The sequence below is a fragment of the Bifidobacterium amazonense genome, assembly GCF_018555435.2.
In the GTDB taxonomy this organism is placed as follows: Bacteria; Actinomycetota; Actinomycetes; order Actinomycetales; family Bifidobacteriaceae; genus Bifidobacterium; species Bifidobacterium amazonense.
Genome location: NZ_JAFEJT020000063.1, coordinates 1 through 16,822, shown reverse-complemented (window position 1 = coordinate 16,822; position 16,822 = coordinate 1). Strand labels below are relative to the sequence as shown.

The window sequence follows — 16,822 nt, the reverse complement described above, 5'->3', positions numbered from 1 at the left end:
TGGTACTGCACCCGATAGAGTGTGGGAGAGTAGCACACCGCCGCATTCACACTTGATGAGGACCCCGGTCGAGCCACACGGCTCCCGGGGTCCTTTCTCATACCCACACAACACAACGACGAACCAAACGACGAAAAACACCCATTGAGACGCGCCGCCAGCAAAACAAAACCACCACGCACGAGACGCGCGGCACCCGCACGGCGGAAAACACCCGCTAAACGATCCCCAACGAGACAAAACCACCACGCACGACAGACGGCGGCTGGACAAGCACACAGGACGCTCACACGACGCGGTGGACGGGGGACGCGGCGGGCTAGTAGGCTATAGGGCAGTATTGATCAGGCTGGATAGAAAGAAGATCATGGCCAAAACACGCATTGTGGTGATGTACGGCGGCAAAGCCGACGAACATTCGATTTCCTGCATTTCCGCGGCCGGTGTGCTGCGCGCGTTCGACGAGGAACGTTTCGAGCCGATCCCCGTCGGCATCACCAAGCAGGGCCAGTGGATCGTCGGCGGCGAGGACCCGCGCGGCTGGAACATGGCCGAAGGCCTGCCGGTCGTCGAGAAGACCGCCGGCGCCCGCGACGTCGTGCTCGACGTCGCCCTCGGACAGGACGGCTTCTTCGCGCGCAACGCCGACGGCACGATGGAATCGCTCGGCCACGTCGACGCGGTCCTGCCCGTGCTGCACGGACCGTACGGCGAGGACGGCACCATCCAGGGCCTGCTCGAGATGATGAACGTGCCGTACGTCGGCTGCGGCGTGCTTGCGTCCGCCGCCTGCATGGACAAGCACTATACGAAGGTCCTGCTCAAGGCCGCCGGCATTCCGGTCGCGCCCGGCATCACCATCGACGCGCGCACGCTCGACCTCGACTCCAAGTTCGCCGCGAACGGCGACGATCTCGTCGCGCAGGTCGAAGCTGCCGGACTCGAATATCCGTTGTTCGTCAAGCCGTCCCGCGCCGGCTCCAGCTTCGGCGTGACCAAGGTCGAACATGCGGGCGACGCGGCCGAACTCGCTGCGGCGGTATACGCGGCGTATCCGCACGACTGGCGCATCCTGATCGAACAGGGCATCGACGCGCGCGAAATCGAATGCGCGGTGCTCTGCCCGAAGGCCGGCGAGGAGCCGCGCGCCAGCTGGCCGGGCGAGATCGTGCTCGACAAGCGTGCCGACGGCGACGACCAGTTCTACGACTTCGACAGCAAGTACATGGATTCGAGCGCCAGCCACGTCGAAGTGCCGGCCGCCCTGCCCGACGACGTGCTCGAACGCGTGCGCGAGACCGCGGTCAAGGCGTTCAAGGCCGTGGACGGCACCGGACTGAGCCGCGTGGACACGTTCGTGACCGCCGACGGCGACGTGATGGTCAACGAGATCAACACGATGCCCGGATTCACGCCGATCTCGATGTACCCGAAGGCGTGGGAGGCGACCGGCGTGAGCTACACCGACCTCATCACCGCGCTGATCGAGGGCGCGCTGCGCTGACCGGTCAGTCGCCCGGCCATCCCGTGCGACGACGTACGAACCGAATACGAACCACACGACGGGCGGGCCGTCTCCAACACGGAGACGGCCCGCCCGTCGTTGTTCATGCGCCGGATGGGGAGCGGGCGGGGCATGAACGACGGATCCGACGCCATGCCGGTGCGGGGCGTGCATCGCCGGTCGGGCGTCGCACGGATCCCGTGATCGTTCACGATATGTTTTCCTGCGGTTCTCCGATGTGGAGGAAACCGCCATGGAGCGTTCACCGCAGGTCCCGTGTCCCGTTAACTGACAGTCCTAGCCTCAAGTTTCGGAATGCAGGGCGGGCATCATCCCCGCCGATCGGTCCGACGCCATACTGGCGGATCTCCGTATGGCCCGGCGTCTTCGCATCCTACCGATACAGAGGAAAGGAACATTCCCATGAACTCCCTGCGCAAGATCGCGGCCGGCACCATCGCCGCCGTGCTCGCCTTCTCCATGGCGGCCTGCGGCTCCGGCAACGGCTCCACCAGCGCCTCCGACGGCGCCTCCGGCAAGGCCGTCAAGGTCGATGAGAAGTCGGCCTCCGCCACATCCCTCTCCGACTTCGGCACCATGGCCGATCTCGAGGCCGCCGCCAAGAAGGAAGGCGCACTCAACGTCATCGCCCTGCCGCACGATTGGGCCAACTACGGCAACATCATCGAGAACTTCAAGAAGAAGTACCCGGAGATCAAGGTCACCGAACTCAACCCGAACGCCTCCTCCAAGGAGGAGATCGACGCGGCCAAGACCAACAAGGGCACCGATGCCGCCCCCGACGTGTTCGACCTCGGCCTTGCCGTGGCCTCCACCAGCACGGACAACTTCGCCCCCTACAAGGTGCAGGCGTGGGATTCCATCCCGGACACCGTCAAGGACAAGGACGGCCTGTACTACGCCGACTACACCGGCATCATGTCGATCGGCTGGAACAAGGACAAGTACGGCGAGATCAGCAAGCTCGACGATCTGCTCGACCCGAAGTTCGCCGGCACCGTGGCCCTCAACGGCAAGCCCGCCGAGGCCGGCGCCGCGTTCAACGGCTTCCTCATGGTCAACCAGCTCGCCGGCGGCGACATCAGCGACACCCAGCCCGGCCTCGACTTCTTCAAGAAGCTCAAGGACGCCGGCAACCTCACCCAGGTCGACGTGACCAACGGCACCATCGACTCCGGCCAGACGGGCGTCGTGTTCGACTGGACCTACAACCAGGCCTCCTACCAGAAGGACCTCAAGAGCAAGGGCGTGAACTGGGAGTACAAGACCTTCCCGAAGGCCCAGGTCGTCAGCTACTACAACCAGGCCGTCAACAAGGACGCCCCGCATCCGGCCGCCGCCCGCCTGTGGGAGGAATACCTGTACACCGCCGACGCGCAGAACCAGTGGCTGGCCGGCGGCGCCAACCCGGTGCTGCTCGATCAGATGCAGAAGGACAACACCATCGATCAGGACGCGCTCAAGAGCGCGACCGTGGTCGAAGGCACCCCGGTCACCTACACCAACGACGATTCCACGCGAATCACCGAGTGGCTGCAGAACAACTGGGACAAGACCATCGGCAACTGATCGAAGCCGAGACGAACCCCGGCGCAATCAGGCACATTCGGCCATGACCGCAACACTCACCCAAGCCGCACCCGCCGTTCGCAAGACGGCGGGCGCGCCCGCTTCCTCCTCCCCGCTCGCCGCGCACCGCAAGGAACTCGGCACGTTCGCCGTGACCGTTCCGTTCTTCGCATACACGGCCTGCTTCCTGCTCGCGCCCACCGTCATCGTGATCGTCGGCGCGTTCACCTCATCCTCCGGCGGCTTCACGCTCGCCAACTTCTCCAAACTGTTCGAACCGAACTCGCTGGCCAGCATCGGCACGTCGATCCTCGTGTCGCTGATCTCGGCCGTGATCGGCGCGGTCGTCGGCGCGCTCGCATCGTACGCGCTCGTCATCGGCGCCAAGCCGAACGGTCTGCTGCGTCGCATCATCGCCGCGATCTGCTCCGTGCTCGCACAGTTCGGCGGCGTCATGCTCGCGTTCGCGTTCATCGCGACGATCGGCATCAACGGCGTCGGCACGGTGCTCATCAAACAGCTCACCGGATATACGGTCAACCCGAACTGGCTGAGCTCGCTGTCCGGTCTCGTGACCGTCTACTGCTACTTCCAGATCCCCCTGATGATCATCATCTTCCTGCCGGCCGTCGATTCGATCCGCCGTGAATGGCGCGAGGCCACCGAAAGCCTCGGCGGCGACACCTGGCAGTACTGGACGCGCGTCGCCGGGCCGATCCTCGCGCCGCGGTTCATCTCCTCGCTGCTGCTGCTGTTCGCCAACGCGTTCAGCGCGTACGCGACGGCCGCCGCGCTGTTCTCCCAGCGCTCCATCCTCGTGCCGCTCATGATCCAGGGCGCGATGCGCAACGAAATGGACCCGAACCAGCAGGGCTTCGCCCAGGTGCTTGCGTTCGCGATGATCGTGGTCGTGGCGATCGTCATGATCCTCAGCCACGCCGTGGAAAAGAGGGCCGGACGATGGCAGTGAACATCGACGAACAGGGACTGACCAACGAGCAGGGCGAACAGCTCACGCCGCTGCAGGCCGGACTCGACCGCCCGCCGCAGCTGCGCGCCGCGCGCGTACGTCAGCAGAGCATCATCAAAACCGTGGTGCTCGTGGCGACGCTGCTGTTCCTGTTCATCCCGCTCGCATCCATGCTGCTGTTCACCGTGCGCCACCCGCTGTCCGGACGATGGAGCCTCGCCGCATGGCAGGCGATCTTCACCGGCAACGGCGAATCGCTCGGCGCGGATCTGACCGTGCTGTGGCAGGGACTGGGCACGTCGCTGGCGCTGTGCGTCGTGACCGTCGTGATCATGCTGCTGCTCATGGTGCCCACCATGGTGATCGTCCACATCCGTTCGAAGAGACTGGAACGCGCGATCGAATGGGTCGCGACGCTGCCGCTGACCATACCGGCCATCGTGCTCGTCGTCGGACTGGGACCGATCTACCGCTGGCTGTCGGCCGACGTGCTGAGCACCAATCCGATCTGGCTGTGCTTCGCCTACGTGATCCTGGTCATGCCGTTCTCGTTCCGCGCGCTCGCGGTGGGACTCAACTCCATCGACGTGAAGACGCTGTGCGAGGCCTCCCGGTCACTCGGCGCCTCATGGCCGCGCGTCTTCTTCCGCGTGATCATCCCGAACCTGTGGCAGGCGATCCTGTCCGCATCGTTCATCTCCATCGCCGTCGTGCTCGGCGAATACACCGTCGCGTCCCTGCTCGGACGCATGAACCTGCAGGTCGCGCTGTTCCAGCTCGGCCAATCCAACTCGCAGATCTCCACCGCCATGTCCCTGCTCGCGCTGCTGTTCGGCGTGATCCTGCTCGTGGCGCTCGACCTGATCTCCGATCGGATCCGGAACCGAAAGGACAAGTAGATCATGACTCTCGCCGATACGAAAGCGGCCGTCGCGGCCGCGGCCGACACCACCGGCACGGCATCCGCGAACGGCACCGTGACCGCGGCCGCCAGCGCCGTGCTCAAGGAATCCGAGGTGCGCGGCGGCGGCATCCAGATGCGCAACGTCGACAAAATCTACCCGGGTTCGTCCAAAAAGGCGCTCAACGACTTCAACCTCGACGTCAAGCCGGGCGAGATGGTCGTGCTGCTCGGCGGCTCCGGCTGCGGCAAGTCCACCGCGCTGCGGTCGCTCGCCGGGCTCGAGGACATCCAGTCCGGCCGCATCCTCGTGGGCGGACAGGACGTGACCGGCGTCCCGGTCAACAAACGCAACATGGCCATGGTGTTCCAGGCGTACTCGCTGTTCCCGCACATGACCGCGCTGCAGAACGTCGAATTCGGCCTCGAAGTGCATGGAGTCGGCAAGGAGGAGCGCCGCCGCGTGGCGATGGGCAAGCTCGAACTGGTCGGGCTCGCCGACCAGGCCGGCAAGTACACGCAGCAGATGTCCGGCGGACAGCAGCAGCGCGTGGCGCTCGCCCGCGCGCTCGCCGTCGATCCGCGCGTGCTGCTGCTTGACGAGCCGCTCTCCGCGCTCGACGCGAAGGTCCGCGTGCAGCTGCGCGACGAAATCCGCCGCATCCAGCTCGACACCGGCACCACGACGATCTTCGTGACGCACGATCAGGAGGAGGCGCTCGCCGTGGCCGATCGCATCGGCGTGATGAACGGCGGACGCATCGAGCAGATCGACGCTCCGCAGACGCTGTACCAGCGGCCCGCCACCGAATACGTGGCCACGTTCATCGGATTGACGAACCGGCTGCCGGGCTCCTCGGACGGACGCGAAGGCGTGGTGTTCGGACGGCGCCTGCCCGTGCTGCCGAACTCGGCGAAGGGGAGCGACGTGACCGTGCTGGTGCGCCCGGAGAACCTGACGCTGGCCGCGGCCGGTGACGCCGCCGACGGGTCGGCGGTCGGCGAGCACGCGCGCGTCGAGGTGATCCACTTCCTGGGCGCGCTGGTGCGCGTCGACACGGTGATCTCCAGCGGCAAGTGGCAGCGCTGGAACAACGGCGAACAGCTCAAGGTCACCGTGCAGCTGCCGGCCAACGAGTTGCCGGCCGGGCTGGCCGTCGGCTCCGACGTGATCATCGCGCCGCGGCCGGTCGCCGCGCTGGCGGTGTGACGGCTACTCGCCGACGGCCGCGCGCTGCTCGATGAAATCGGCGCCGGCGAGGGCCCGCACGGCGGCGTCGCGCGCGGTCGACGGCAGCAGGTCCGGCTTGGCGAACACCAGCACCTGCCCCTCGATGCCGTACGGCGAGAATCCGGTGAACTTGACGATCGGCCGGGTGCCCTCTTCGGCCACGGACGCCGTGCCGGCCGCCACCGCGTCCACGATGCGGCGTTCGATCGTGGCGACGTCGCCGCCGGCCTTCGCCGTGAACGGCACGGTCACCAGCGCCTCGTTGCCGGGCGTGAGCTTCTCCAGCGACGCCGTGTTGAGCACGGAGTTCGGGATCACCATCTCGTTGCCGTTGCGTTCGCGCACCACCGTCTGCCGCCAGGTGATGTCCTTGACGACGCCGGTGGTGCCGGCCACGGTGATCAGGTCGCCCGGCTGGATCACCTTGCCGAGCATGAGCCCGAAGCCGGAGATCACGTTCGCGACCGTGTCCTTGAGACCCAGCGACACGGCGATGCCGCCGACGCCGAGGGCCGTCATCAGCGTGGTCGGATTGATGCCGAACACCGGCTGGAGCACGATCGACGCGGCGAACACCCACACGAGCACGCGCACGATGTTGATGAAGATCGACGCGCTCGGCATGTCCGTGCGGTCGAGCACCTTGCGCAGCAGCTTGCTGATGCCCTTCACTGCCACCCACGCGACGACGAACACCACCACGAAGAAGATGATCTTGCCGGAGTTGGACTCCAGCCAGGTGAGCATGCGGGTCAGCGAGTCTGCGGCTGCGGTCGTGTCCATATCCAATTCAGTCCGTTCCTGTCATCGTGAGACCAGTGCGGGACCGGTGGCCGCGAAGCCGTCGCGTTCGTTCGCGCCGGCGATCGTCGGCCGTACGGTCCGGTATCGTCGCCTTCATCCTACCCGGCCGTTTTCGCACAACCTGTGACGACGCCGAACGCGCGCCGGCGATCGTCGGCCGCACGTATCCGTAACGGCCGCGCGCGACTACGATGAAAGACATGGGCAACATTCTCGACTACGCGCGCACGGAATTCCGCGACTTCGCACGACTGCCGTTCGGTGCCGTGGATTCGCTGGTCCTGTCCGAACTGGCCTATATCCACATGCCGGACCCGGTTCCGCGGTTCGGCACGACGAAGACGGTGGCGACCGTGCCGCTCGCGCACGCGCTGCGCGCCGAGGACTATCCGGCCATGTTCACCACCGGCTCCGAGTCGGTGAACGACTACCGGCTTGGCCTGCTGCGCGCGGTGTGCGAGTCACCGCGCTACCGCGGCATCCGCGTGGGGGAATACGCCGAACGGCTGGACGAGGACGATCAGCAGCAGTTCAGCGCGATGACATTCGATCTGAGCGACTGCCGCGGATTCGACTATCCGGGCGGCCTGCTGTACGTCGCGTTCCGCGGCACCGACGGCACGCTGATCGGCTGGAAGGAAGACTTCAACATGGCCGTGCGCTGCCCGGTGCCGTCGCAGCGGTCCGCCGCCGATTATCTCGCGTCAGTCGCCGCACGCTCGGCCGGCGTGCTCGGCGCGCCCGCGGCGAGCCTGATGGTCGGCGGGCATTCGAAGGGCGGCGCATGCGCGATCTGGTCGGCGATGACGATGGCCGCGCACGTCTGCTCGACCGCGGCCGAAGACGCCGCGGAGGGTCGCGAACTGCCGGCCGTGCCGCACGACGCCGCGAACCTGCCGATCGTCGAGCCGCGCATCATCCGCGTCTACTCGCACGACGGCCCCGGCTTCGACCCGGTCGTCACCGGCTCGCCGGCATACCGTGCGATCGCGGGACGCATCGACAAGACCGTGCCGGAATCGTCGATCATCGGCCGTCTGCTCGACGACGGGCCGGTCGGCTGCACGATCGTCAAGGCGGACGCGATCGGCATCCTGCAGCATATGGGCGGCAGCTGGCAGGTCGCCGACGGCCGGTTCGAGACCGTCGACTCGATCACTGCGGGCGCGCAGTTCGTCAACCGCACGATTGCGACGTGGCTGGCCGGCGTCGACCAGCGGCAGCGCGAGATCACCATCGATCAGGTGTATGACATCGTCGCGGCCGCCGGATACGCGAACTTCGCCGACCTGGCCGCGAACTGGACGGACGCGCTGCCGAAGATCCTGCTGGCGGCCAAGGACACGGACCGGTCCACGCGCGCGCTGGTCGCGGCCGTCGTCAAAGGGCTGCCGTCAAGCGCGCTGCGCGCGATCGTCGCGCCGCCCGCGCCTCCCGCGCCGCCGGCCGAGCCGGTCGCCGAACCGGTAGAGCCGAACGTGCCGGACGCGGCCGGCGAAAAACGGGACTGAGCGGCCGGCCGGGGCGAGCGTCTGCCGGTCGGCTACTGCGCCGCCTCGGCGGCGAGCAGGTTGTTGCGGAAGATGCGGTGCCAGTATCCGATCAGGTCCGTGCGCGACAGCGACAGGTACAGGCTCATCGCGAGCACGGCCACGTCCTCGTCGAGCAGGTCGTCGAGCGTGACCGAATCGCGCAGCTGCGGCCAGCGGCTGAGCACGGTGATCATGCCGCCGATCGTGAAGTCGAGCATGAGGTCGGTCTGCAGGTCGAGCTTGTCCGGCAGCTGCAGGCTGTTGATGATCGTGAGCCGGCCGAAGTCGCGCAGCGAGTCGACCAGTTCGGGGGAGCTGTGCGGGCCGGCGATCAGGGCGAGCCGGTCGAGCCGTTCGCGGTGTTCGGGGGACTGCAGCAGGTTGGTCATGTTCTCGCGCCAGGTCGCGTCCGGATCGGAACCGGGCGTGGGCAGGGTCGGGCTGGCGTTGTGCACGATGTGCATGATGGCCGAGTCGGCGAGTTCCGGCAGGCCGCTGTAGTGGTAGTAGAACGAGTTGCGGTTGACGCCGGCCTCGCGCACGACGTCGGTGACGGTGATCTTGTGGTATTCGCGGTTCGCGAGCAGCTCCCAGAACGCGTTCTCCATGCGGTCCTTGGCGGGTAGGATCTCGGAATCCCGGCGTGGGCGTGGCATGGGGCCTCCTTTCGTATCGGCGTATCGGCGTATCGGCGCAATGGCGCAACGGTGTCGGCCGGCATGTCTAGACGCAGTGTCTAGACGCGATGTCTAGTTAGAGATGATACTCCGATATTGGACGTCGTGTCGCAATAGGGATTCGGCAAGGGGAGCCGAACGATGCGGGAGTCAATGCGTCAGCGGCGGGAGACCTTGGTGTTGCGGGCGAGCGCGGCGGGCAGCAGGATCATCATCGCCTGCGTGATGTTGCGCCGATCCTCCGGGGTCAGTCCCACGTACGCGCCCAGCATCTCCGGAATCGCCTTCGCTCCGGCGGCCATCACGCCGCCGATGTTGTTCGCGCCGCTCGCCTCGATCACCGCGAACAGCGCATCCACCGCATGCTCGCGCTGCTCCTGGCTCAGGCCAGCCAGCCACTTGTTCAGCGACTCGTTGAACAGCTTCGAACTGTGCGCCAGATCCTCCACCTGCACGAACTCGCCGCCGCACATCTGCCACGAGAACGCGAAATGCTGCATCACGCCCTCCACGTCCGACTTGACCACCGTGCAACGCTCCGGCGTCTCCAGGATCATGCCGATGATCGACGAATCCGGCACGATCTTGACGATCCGGTCCTTCACGGTGCCGTACTCGTAGCCGTTCACCACATCCGGCGGGAAGCCCGGTCCGTCCAGCGAATAGATGCGCGTGACGCGTTCGCGGATCTCGTCCGGCGCGTTCATCGCCGCATACACGGCCAGATTGCCGCCCTTCGAATGGCCGGTCAGCACGATCGGCCCGTCCCACAGCCCGGCCACCTGCCGCAGATATTCGGCCGCGGACACCTGCGCCGGCACCGGATATTGGAAGGACATGTTGAAGTCCTCCTTCCAGCCGACCAGCGAATCGTCGGTGCCGCGGAACGCGACCGCGAGCGTGCCGTCCGGAAGCCGGTAGGTGAGCGCGGCGAACTGCGTCTGCGCCTTCGCGTCGAACTGCGCGGCGTACGCGTTCATCTCGATGCCGGAAAACCGCGGATTCGCCGCGACCGCACGGTAGAAGTCGTGCGTGAGCTGCGGGTCGACCAGCGCGATGCTGTTGACGTCATGGTCGCGGTTGACGATCCCGCCGTGCAGCTCGGCGTCGGCCGCGGCGATCGTCACGCCGTCGTACGGGGCGTGCGCGAGATTGCGCAGCGATACGATCGGCCGGCGGAACGAAAACGATCGCATGCGCGCGGACAGTGTGCCGTACCGGTCGAGCACGTCCGCGACGCACGGCACGTCGTCCGGCACGTCGTCGTAGACCAGGATCGCCAGCACGAGCGCGTCCGCCGCGCGAAACGGCACCGTCGCGAAACCGCGCGTCTCGGTGCGCGCGTAGTCGGTGATGTTCGCCATCGCGCACCTCCACTTCCAACGTTCGCCGAATCGACAGTCCTACGACAAATCATAGTGAACCGGCGTGAAGCCGCCGGCGAACAAACGCGGCGGGCGCAACGAAAATGGTGTGTTGCGGGCCGGTTGTGACCGGGCGGTGGTAGAAACGGAACCATATGCGGACGCGCCGGCGGCCGCGCACGACAACGGGGAGGTTGCGATGATCAACGAACACTACAAGGCGATGCTCGGCGGCAAGTCGGTGATCCGCGAGCTGAGCGAGTACGCGACCGCGCGCGGTGCGGCCATCGGCTATGAGAACGTATTCGACTACAGCCTCGGCAACCCGAGCGTGCCGTGCCCGCCCGACTACACCAGGACCGTCATCGACATGTACGAGACGGCAGAACCGGTCGCGCTGCACGGCTACAGCCCGTCGCTCGGCATCCCGAGCGTGCGCGCGGCCATCGCCGACAGCCTCAACCGCCGGTTCGGCATGGACTACACGGCCGACTACATCTTCCCGACCACCGGCGCGGCCGGCGCGCTCGCGCACGCCCTGCGCGCGGTGACCAAGCCCGGCGACGAGGTGATCACGTTCGCGCCGTACTTCCCCGAATACCAGCCGTACGTGAACGGCACCGGCGCATACCTGACCGTCGTGCCGGCCGACACCGAGAACTTCCAGATCAACTTCGACGCGTTCGAGACGGCGCTCGGGCCCCAGACCGCGGCCGTGCTCATCAACACGCCGAACAACCCGTCCGGCGCGGTGTACTCGGCGGCCACGCTCGAGCGTCTCGCCTCCGTGCTGCGCGCGCGGCAGACCGAATACGGGCACGACATCTTCCTCATCAGCGACGAACCGTACCGCGAGATCGTGTTCGACGGCGGCGAGCAGCCGTATCCGTCGAAGTACTACGACAACACGCTCAGCTGCTACTCGTGGTCCAAGTCGCTCTCCCTGCCGGGCGAGCGCATCGGCTACGTGGCCGTCAACCCGCGCGCCACCGACGCCGAGCTCATCGTGCCGATGTGCGGCCAGATCTCGCGCGGCACCGGACACAACTGCCCGAGCTCGACCTCGCAGCTCGCGGTGGCGAAGGTGCTCGACGAGACGTCGGACCTGAGCGTGTACGAGACGAACATGAACCTGCTGTACGACGCGCTGACCGGCATCGGCTTCGACGTGGTGCGCCCCGGCGGCACGTTCTACATCTTCCCCAAGGCGCTCGAGGAGGACGCGACCGCGTTCTGCATGAAGGCCAAGGACTACGACCTGATCCTCGTGCCGTCGGAGAGCTTCGGCGTGCCCGGGTACTTCCGCATGGCGTACTGCATCGACACCGAGAAGGTGAAGCGGTCGATCCCGGTGCTTGAGCGGTTCGCGCACGAGGTGTACGGGCTGTGAGGTCCGGAAAAGCATTGGAAAACCTTGCGACACGCCGTAGGCTTGCGGCCGGGGTGCTGTTCGTGTAGATTATCCATCTGTTGCCTCACGGCAGCAGATTGCGGACATAGCTTAGTTGGTAAAGCGCAACCTTGCCAAGGTTGAGACCGCGGGTTCGAGTCCCGTTGTCCGCTCTAGTTTTTCGTGGTGTTGCCTAGGTGGCATCTCGAAAGATGAGACCCGGGCGGTTGGCGCAGAGGTAGCGCACTTCCCTGACACGGAAGGGGTCACAAGTTCGAATCTTGTATCGCCCACGATTCCTGCGAAGGAAACCGGTATTCCTTTATGGGAGTTTCGGGTGATTGGCGCAGCGGCTAGCGCACTTCCTTCACACGGAAGGGGTCGTAGGTTCGATTCCTACATCACCCACGATCTCGCGGTCGCGCACTGCGGGTGAGAATTTGGGGCTATGGCGCAGCTGGTAGCGCATCTCCATGGCATGGAGAGGGTCAGGGGTTCGAATCCCCTTAGCTCCACAGACAAGAGGCTTCCGAGCACGCGCTTGGAAGCCTCTTTTGCATTGGCCGTATTGGTCGTTCCTATTTCCCCTATTTCCTTCGCTTTTCTTTTCCGCCTGTATGGGCCGGTGTCCGCGTGGTCTCACCGCGTGGTCTAACGGCACCAACCCATACAGGCGGAACGCGAAGGGTTGGTTATTCGGCGGAACCGGACTGGCGGTCGTGCAGATAGGACTTGATGCTGTAGGTGAACAGGGCCAGCAGCAGGATGCCGAGGCATGCGGCCGCGGCCATCATCGGGGCGCTCACACCGGTCGAGGCGAGGATGCCGTTCGCGTTGGAACCCGTGTTCACCGCGGCGTTCGTGGCGGCGCCGTTCTTGGTGCTGGCTGTGGAGGCGCTGCCGTTCGTGGACTTGCCGTTCGTGGACTTGCCGTTCGTGGATGATCCGGAGGTGGATGCGCCGCCGTTCGTCGAGGCGTTCGTGGTGGAACCCGTGTCGCCGGTGGTCGCGGATCCGCTGTCCGAACCGTTCGAACCGGTCGTACCGTTGCCATTGCCCGCATTGCTCGACCCCGCGTTCTTCTTCGCGTCGGCCAAGGCCTGCTTGATGCCGTCATGGATCTTCTGCTGGGTGTCCACGAACTGATCATGCTCCTGCTTGATCGCGTCGTGGTCCTCCTTGAGATCATTGTGCAGCTGATCGGCGTGCTGCTTGGCGTCCTCAAGATCCTGATGCAGCGTGTCGTGCGTGTCGTGCGCCTTGTCATAGGCGTCGTCGATCGCGTTCTTGATGTCGTCGTGCGCCTGCTGCGCATCCTGCCAGGCCTGCTCGTGGTTCGCGCGGATGTCGTCCGCGTCCTGATGCGCCTGGCTGTGCAGCTGTTCGGCGTGCTGCTTGGCCGTATCGACGTCGTTCTTGATCTGTGCGTTCGTGTCATGCAGATGCTTGATCGCGTCGCCGATCGTGCCGGTCACCGACGTCTGCCGGGCGCCGTCCGTATCCGTGCCGTCGGCCATCGCCGTGGCCGGCATCGCGATCGCCGCGCCGCACAGGGCCAACGAGGCGATCGCGGCGGTGATGATGCGCTTGTTCATGATTCGTCCATTCCTCTCCTGAGCGGCCCGCGGGCCGCACGTACACGTGACCATGCGACATTGTAGGAGCGGCGGAAACCGCGGTAAAGCGATAAAACCGGGCGAACTGTCTATCGGGATCCCCTGACGGGCATGCGAGCCGCCGGGGTCTGCATGTGCTTGCCTCACTGGTGCGGTTCCCCGTGATCGGCGGGCACATCCCCAAGATTCCGGGGACTAGGCTGAGAGGTATGGTTTCCCAGAACACGCTGTTTCATGGCAAGGCGCAGGTGTACGCCGACGCGCGCCCCGGCTATCCGGACGCGGCCATCGCATACATCGGCTCGCTCATCCCCGACGGTTCCGTCATCGCCGACATCGGCGCGGGTACCGGCAAATGCACCGTGCCGATCGCACGGTACGGTCTCGATCATCGCTGCACCGTACTCGCCGTCGAACCGGACGCCGACATGCGCGGCATACTGCTCGACGCGACACGGCCGTATGCGAACGTCACGGTCGCGGCCGGCACCGCCGAACACACGACCCTGCCCGACCGCAGCGTCGACGCGATCGTGTGCGCGCAGGCGCTGCACTGGTTCGACCACGACGCGTTCCTCGCCGAATGCCGGCGCATCGGCCGCGGCGAACGGTTCCTGCTGGTGTCGATCTACAACGCCACGTCGTTCGACTCGGCCATGACCATGCGGCGCGAGTCGGCGGCACACGGCGACGGGAATGCGGCGGTTTCGGCGTCGGCCACAACATCGTCGCCATCGGCGCTCGGGCAGACGGTTCCCGCCGGAGTCCATCCCGACGACGCGGCCGACATCGGCGTCAGCGCGCGGCACTTCCGCGAAACGGCCGCCGAATTCTTCGACCATCCGACCATCCGCCGGTTCCCCAACCCGATCCGGTACACGCGCGAGACGTGGCGCACATACATGGACTCGCACTCGCACAGCCCGCTGCCAAGCGACCCGGCGTATCCCGCGCATCGCGCATGGGTCGACGCGATCTTCGACGAACGCGCCGTCGACGGGATCATGATCGACGACAACGTCACCATGATCGCCAGCGAGCACATCGCGATACGGTAGCCGAAAACGGCGTCATTCCGCCGATGCAACCGCTGGTTGCGCGCGGCTGCGCCCCGCGGCCGGCGTGTGCAACCGCAAGATGGTGGCGAGCGGCGGCCCGATCTGCCATAGTGGGGTCATCGTCCGGACGAGACCGATGACACCGCTGGAAGAAGGGGATTTCCATGACATTCCGCACCAATCTGCAAGCCCTGCGCGCGCGGCGCAACATGACGCAGGAGCAGCTCGCCATGCTGCTCGGCGTCTCGCGGCAGGCGATCTCGAAATGGGAATCCGAAGAAAAGGCGTATCCGGAGATGGACAAGCTGCTGGCGATCTGCGATCTGTTCGGCTGCACACTGGACGATCTGGTGCTTGGTGACGTGAGCGATCATGCGAGCGGCCCAGCGGCTGGCGGCGCGGTCGGCAGTGTAGCCGGCGACGCGACGCGAGCCGGGATCGATGACGCGGTCGGTGCGACGGCGGGGGATGACGGCACCGGTCGGAACGAGATGAGTCTGACGGGTGGGTGTGACGCCGGTCTGTCTCTGTCGGGTGCTCTGTCGGGTGATGTGCGGGCCGTGCCGCAGGATCCGACCGGATACGACGGGCATCGTCGCAGGTTCGCGCTGCTGATCGCGGCCGGCATCGCCGCGATCGTCGCGTCGGTTGGGATCGGCCTCCTGTTCGACCCCGTGAACTCGATCATCGGAACGTCGCCGTTCAACGACCTGCTTATGTTCGCGTGCATCAGCGTGGGCGTGATCGTCGGCCTGGCGCTGCTCGTCCCGGGCGGCATGTCGCATGTCATCTTCATGCGGCGGCATCCGTACGTCGAGGACTTCTATGCCGACGACGACCGCGACCGCGAAATGCGGCTGCTGGTGGTCGGCATGGTGACGGGCATCGCGGCGGTTCTCATCGGCATCGTGGTGGTCGTATATGCGGATGACGTGCTGAACGTCTCCGCCGGCTGGCCGAATGCGATCATGCTGGTGCTCAGCGCGCTTGCCGTGTTCGGATTCGTGTACTGCGGAATGCGATACGGTCTGCTGAACATCGACGCCTACAACCGGAGGTCCGAAGAGGACCGAAACGACGGGCGGCGTGCCGGGGGACGGCCGTTTTCGGCCAGACTCACTGTGGTGGTGTGCGGCATGATCATGCTCATCGCCACGATCATCGCCCTGTGCCTGTTGTGTCTTATGCCAGGCGCCGATGCCGGCACGGTGCCGGCGTTCGCGCTGTTCTGGGTGCCGTGGCCGGTCGGGGCCCTGCTATGCGGCATCGCCGCGCTCGTCATCTGGCTGTGCGGGGAGCGTCTCGACCGGCTTGATCGCTAACGTGGCGGAGAACGAGGAACGGGCGTTCCCGGTCGGTCGTGAAAGCCGTCGGGAACGCCCGCTCCTCGTGTATCGTTCAGTGTACCTACTGCAGACAGGCTTCGATATTGTTGCCGTCCGGGTCGTGGATGAACGCGGCGTAATACGTCGGGCTGTAGTTCGGGCGCGGGCCGGGCTGGCCGTTATCCACGCCGCCCGCGGCAAGCCCCGCCGCATGGAACGCCTTGACGGCCTCCTCGTCGGCCGCGTGGAACGCCAGATGCGTCGGCGCGACCGGGTTGCCGTCCTTCGGCGACTCGAGCCACACGCTGTCGCCGTCCTGCTCGTTCGCGAAGCACACCGCTCCCGGGAACTCGTGCTTCTTCACGTATCCGAGCGGCTTGAGCAGCTGCTCGTAGAATCCCGCACGCTCGTTCGCATCCTTGACGAACAATCCGACATGATCGATCATGGCAACCTCCTTGGGGTTACGGGGCGCCGATATGAAAGACGTCCCTGTCCCTTCCCAGTGTAGGGGTTTTCTTTGGGTTGGGGTGCACGGTGCTGTGGTCGGAGGCAGTTTGACGATCGAGAGGCTGATTCAACGCCGTGCACGGGTCAGTTTGACGATCGAGAGGCTAATTGTCTCGATGTCCCATCATAAATTGAGGATTTCGGGGGTATATCCGGAGGATTCCCGCATAAGGCATCGAGGGCGGTAGCCTCTCGATCGTCAAACCGACCCGTGCAAGAGCCGGAATCAGCCTCTCGATCGTCAAACCGCCGCTGTCACTGGCGGGTCGGATCCTTCTGCAGGGTGAGGAACACCAGCGCCACGACCAGCAGGATCGCGATCGAGAGGACGCCGAGCGACGCGTTGCCGG

The 16,822-nt window shown here is 65.8% G+C and carries 14 protein-coding genes and 4 tRNA genes; 13 read left to right on the top strand and 5 right to left on the bottom strand.

Annotation, left to right across the window (positions count from 1 at the left end; genetic code table 11):
- Positions 1–367 precede the first annotated feature (367 nt).
- From JS533_RS11585 to JS533_RS11565, 5 genes are all read left to right on the top strand, one after another.
- Positions 368–1,504, top strand: coding sequence for a D-alanine--D-alanine ligase family protein (locus JS533_RS11585; protein WP_241514759.1), 1,137 nt, complete (start codon positions 368–370; stop codon positions 1,502–1,504).
- Positions 1,505–1,927: 423 nt separating this feature from the next.
- The gene (locus tag JS533_RS11580) at positions 1,928–3,094 is read left to right on the top strand and encodes an ABC transporter substrate-binding protein (protein WP_241514758.1); all 1,167 of its coding nucleotides are present in this window, start codon (positions 1,928–1,930) and stop codon (positions 3,092–3,094) included.
- Positions 3,095–3,137: 43 nt separating this feature from the next.
- The gene (locus tag JS533_RS11575) at positions 3,138–4,064 is read left to right on the top strand and encodes an ABC transporter permease (protein ID WP_241514756.1); all 927 of its coding nucleotides are present in this window, start codon (positions 3,138–3,140) and stop codon (positions 4,062–4,064) included.
- Entirely contained in the window at positions 4,055–4,963 is a 909-nt protein-coding gene (locus tag JS533_RS11570; protein WP_241514754.1) for an ABC transporter permease, read from the top strand. Before JS533_RS11575 ends, JS533_RS11570 begins: the two co-directional genes overlap by 10 nt.
- Positions 4,964–4,966: 3 nt before the next feature.
- Entirely contained in the window at positions 4,967–6,175 is a 1,209-nt protein-coding gene (locus JS533_RS11565; RefSeq protein ID WP_241514752.1) for an ABC transporter ATP-binding protein, read from the top strand.
- A gap of 3 nt (positions 6,176–6,178) precedes the next feature.
- Here the strand turns inward: JS533_RS11565 and JS533_RS11560 are convergent, their stop codons facing one another.
- Positions 6,179–6,979, bottom strand: coding sequence for a mechanosensitive ion channel family protein (locus tag JS533_RS11560; protein ID WP_241514750.1), 801 nt, complete (start codon positions 6,977–6,979; stop codon positions 6,179–6,181).
- Between the two features lie 221 nt (positions 6,980–7,200).
- On the opposite strand from JS533_RS11560, the gene JS533_RS11555 reads away from it, so the two are divergent.
- Positions 7,201–8,511, top strand: coding sequence for an Mbeg1-like protein (locus JS533_RS11555; protein ID WP_241514748.1), 1,311 nt, complete (start codon positions 7,201–7,203; stop codon positions 8,509–8,511).
- A gap of 32 nt (positions 8,512–8,543) precedes the next feature.
- Here the strand turns inward: JS533_RS11555 and JS533_RS11550 are convergent, their stop codons facing one another.
- A complete protein-coding gene (locus JS533_RS11550) occupies positions 8,544–9,188 on the bottom strand; it encodes a TetR/AcrR family transcriptional regulator (RefSeq protein ID WP_241514747.1) in 645 nt (214 codons plus the stop codon).
- Between the two features lie 179 nt (positions 9,189–9,367).
- Positions 9,368–10,573: a DUF2974 domain-containing protein gene (locus JS533_RS11545; protein WP_241514745.1), complete on the bottom strand. Its 1,206-nt coding sequence runs from the start codon at positions 10,571–10,573 to the stop codon at positions 9,368–9,370.
- Positions 10,574–10,772: 199 nt separating this feature from the next.
- Here JS533_RS11545 and JS533_RS11540 point away from each other — a divergent pair, with 199 nt between their 5' ends.
- The 5 genes from JS533_RS11540 (at position 10,773) to JS533_RS11520 (ending at position 12,478) form a co-directional block, all read left to right on the top strand.
- Positions 10,773–11,963 carry a pyridoxal phosphate-dependent aminotransferase gene (locus JS533_RS11540; RefSeq protein ID WP_241514743.1) on the top strand — a complete coding sequence of 397 codons (1,191 nt, stop codon included), beginning with the start codon at positions 10,773–10,775 and terminating at the stop codon, positions 11,961–11,963.
- A 100-nt stretch (positions 11,964–12,063) separates the two neighbouring features.
- A tRNA-Gly gene (locus JS533_RS11535) sits at positions 12,064–12,136 on the top strand.
- Between the two features lie 48 nt (positions 12,137–12,184).
- Positions 12,185–12,256, top strand: a tRNA-Val gene (locus tag JS533_RS11530).
- Between the two features lie 42 nt (positions 12,257–12,298).
- A tRNA-Val gene (locus tag JS533_RS11525) sits at positions 12,299–12,371 on the top strand.
- A 34-nt stretch (positions 12,372–12,405) separates the two neighbouring features.
- Positions 12,406–12,478 (top strand) — tRNA-Ala (locus JS533_RS11520).
- A 177-nt stretch (positions 12,479–12,655) separates the two neighbouring features.
- Here JS533_RS11520 and JS533_RS11515 read toward each other — a convergent pair.
- Complete coding sequence (locus JS533_RS11515; protein WP_241514741.1) at positions 12,656–13,558, bottom strand: hypothetical protein; 903 nt, start codon at positions 13,556–13,558, stop codon at positions 12,656–12,658.
- A 230-nt stretch (positions 13,559–13,788) separates the two neighbouring features.
- Between JS533_RS11515 and JS533_RS11510 the strand changes: the two genes are divergently transcribed.
- Both JS533_RS11510 and JS533_RS11505 read left to right on the top strand, forming a co-directional pair.
- Positions 13,789–14,637, top strand: a complete 849-nt coding sequence (locus tag JS533_RS11510) for a class I SAM-dependent methyltransferase (RefSeq protein ID WP_241514739.1) — start codon at positions 13,789–13,791, stop codon at positions 14,635–14,637.
- A gap of 164 nt (positions 14,638–14,801) precedes the next feature.
- Positions 14,802–15,959, top strand: coding sequence for a helix-turn-helix transcriptional regulator (locus JS533_RS11505; RefSeq protein ID WP_241514737.1), 1,158 nt, complete (start codon positions 14,802–14,804; stop codon positions 15,957–15,959).
- An 85-nt stretch (positions 15,960–16,044) separates the two neighbouring features.
- Here JS533_RS11505 and JS533_RS11500 read toward each other — a convergent pair whose 3' ends face one another.
- Complete coding sequence (locus JS533_RS11500; RefSeq protein ID WP_241514735.1) at positions 16,045–16,410, bottom strand: VOC family protein; 366 nt, start codon at positions 16,408–16,410, stop codon at positions 16,045–16,047.
- Between the last annotated feature and the right edge of the window lie 412 nt (positions 16,411–16,822).